We start from the raw sequence: 3,079 nt of genomic DNA, 5'->3' as shown, positions 1-3,079 counted from the left end.
CTCGGTGGTTTGCAGGGTAAACATCGTATCGAACAGCGGATGGCGGCTCATATCCCGCTTCACATTTAGCTTTTCCACCAACTCCTCAAATGGGTAGTCCTGATGTTCATAGGCTTGCAGAGCACAAACTTTCACTTCTTCCACGTAGCTTCGGAAGCTTTGCTCTGCCGTCGGATAGTTTCGTAATGCCAACGTACCGACGAACATCCCGAGGATCGGTTCCAAATCTGCATGCGGTCGTCCTGCAATCGGTGTGCCGACTACAATATCTTCTTGCCCGCTGTATTGGTGTAAGAGCGCGGTGTATGCAGCCAGCAGCACCATATACAACGTCGAGCCTGTGTGCGCCGCCAGTTCTTTCAGACGTTCGCTGACTTCACGTTCCAGTCCAAACACCACCGTATCACCTGCCGTACTTCGCACCGCCGGACGGGCAAAGTCCGTAGATAGATCCAGTACAGGCAGTTCACCCCGGAAGGTGTCGAGCCAGTACGCTTCCTGACGTTGCATCCACTCTTGATGGGCCTCGCTTTGTTGCCATACCGCATAATCCTTATACTGTATCCGCAATGGCGATAGCTCTTCACCGTCGTACAAGCGGACAAATTCATCGGTCAGTACTCCCATAGACACACCATCCGAGACGATATGGTGCATGTCAAGCATGAGCAAGTGTTGTGGTTCTTGCTCCGCTCCTTGTACGCCCAGATCCACCAAGCCTACCCGCAGCAGCGGAGCGGCTTGCAGATTGAACGGACGTACAAACTGTTGCACCCGTTCTTGTACTTCCTGGCTGACCATCGTGTCCGCAGTTGCACCCTCTACCTGTGCCTTCGTATACTCCACCTCGAACAGCACGGTGTCCTCAATCCATTGCACCGGCTCACTGTCCACCAGCTCAAAGCGGGTACGCAACGTTGCATGGCGGTCGATCAGTTGACGGAACACGTCCTCCACTCGCTTCACGTCCAGCGGACCACTCACTTGCAGCACTGACGGCATGTTGTAGTTCACATCATTCGGGTCGAACTGATGCAGCACATACAGTCGTTTTTGCGCCGAAGATAACGGGTAGAAGTTGCGTTCTTCCGTTACCGGTATGGACGCATACGCCACTTGATCCAGACCTTCCATGACCGCTGCCAGTTGTTCAATCGTTGGCGCTTCAAAAATACTGCGCAGTGGAAGCGGCTTGTTCAGCTCCTTGTGAATTTTCGAGGCCAGCGTCGTCGCCCGCAGCGAGTGTCCGCCAATCTCGAAGAAGTTTTCCTTCACACCGACCTGCGCCAGACCCAGCACATCCTGCCAAATTTGCGCAAGCTTCACTTCCACCCATGTCCGCGGTGCGACATAATCCGCTCCGCTTTGCAGGCTGCCTTCCGGTGTTGGCAGTGCCTTGCGGTCGATTTTACCGTTCGGTGTCAACGGCATCTGCTCCAGCTGTACCAAATACGAAGGCACCATGTAGTTTGGAAGCTCCTCGCCCAGTAAGCTGCGCAACTCACCAGCGCTCACTTCCCTTTCAGCGACATAGTACGCCACCAATTGGTTTTGTCCCTGTTCGTCCGCCTGGGCCAGTACGATGACCTCTTGTACATCCTCCACTTTCAAAATTTGTGCCTCGACTTCGCCCAGTTCGATCCGGTAGCCCCGGATTTTCACCTGATGGTCGATCCGGCCCAAATATTCGATGTTACCGTCTGGCATCCATCTCGCCAAGTCACCCGTACGGTACATCCGTTCATAGCCCGCTTCGCCAGCCGCAAACGGATTCGATACAAATTTCTCAGCCGTCATCTCTGGACGATCTAGATAACCCCGAGCCAGACCCGGACCGGACACGCACAGCTCACCCGCTACGCCTACCGGAGCCAAATGTTCATGCACATCCACCATGTATACCCGATGATTCGGCACAGGGCGTCCGATGGAAATCAGCTGTCCGGCTCTCTCATCCTCGGATACCGGCCAGATGGACGTCGCCACCGAGTTTTCGGTTGGACCGTAGCCGTTGTAGTACGCCACTTGATCCTTCCACTTGTATACCAATTCGGTTGAAGATGCAGAACCGGCAGTGAACAGAATACGCAGGTTTGGCATCCGCTCCGGCTCCAGATACACCGCATAGGTTGGTGGTAACGTCGCCACCGTAATCTGATGTTCTGTCATATAATGTTCGAATCTCTCATAGTCCAAAATCGTCTCTGACGTTGGCACATACAACGTGGCTCCGCAGAACAGCGCCTGGAAGATTTCCCAGCAAGCCGCATCAAACGAATAGCTGGCGAACAGCAACGTATGATCCGACGTACGGATCTTGAGCGTCTGATCAAAATACGTTTTCAGATTGCACAGCCCGCGATGCTCCAACATAACACCCTTCGGCTGCCCCGTCGTACCCGACGTATAAATGACATAAGCCAGATCATTCGGACCGGACAACGTTTCCAGATTGGAACCATCCTCGTGATACACACTTTGTGCTCCATCCAGCACCAGCACATTACCGTCAAAAGCTGCTTTGTCCACCAGATGGCTTTGCGTCAACAACAGCTTCGCACCCGAGTCGTCCAGCATGTAGCGGATACGCTCCTCCGGATAGGTTGGATCAATAGGGACATACGCGCCCCCGGCCTTCAAAATCCCGAAGATACCTACGATCATGTCCACCGAACGCTCGGTCATCAGACCCACCAGTCGATCCTTCGTCACGCCTTGACTACGCAAGGTGCGCGCCAGACGATTCGCACGTTCATTCAGCTCGCGATAGGTCAACTGCTCTCCTTCGAAGAACAACGCTGCCTGCTCCGGTGTCTGCGCCGTTTGTGTCTCGAACAAGCCATGAATCGTTTGCTCGCTTGGATACTCAGCAGCTGTATTGCCCCATACGCTGAGAATTTGCTCACGCTCCTGCTCACTTAACATATCCAGCTCATGCACTCGAATGTCCGGCTTCGCCACCACCTGCTCCAACAGCTGTACCAGATGACCCTGAGTCCGTTCAACGGCTTCACGATCATATCGCTTCGCATTGTATTCAAATCGGATTTTCATCGCTTCCTGCGGCATGACGACCAGA

The 3,079-nt window shown here is 53.9% G+C and carries 1 protein-coding gene; it reads right to left on the bottom strand.

Annotation, left to right across the window (positions count from 1 at the left end; genetic code table 11):
- On the bottom strand, window positions 1–3,079 hold a 3,079-nt coding region (locus AC5ELV_RS26200; protein ID WP_493432442.1), incomplete at both ends, for an amino acid adenylation domain-containing protein.

Source organism: Paenibacillus sp. NMA1017, from assembly GCF_058895805.1.
Note: the sequence above shows the minus strand (reverse complement) of the source record. Positions and strands in the feature narration are given on the sequence as shown.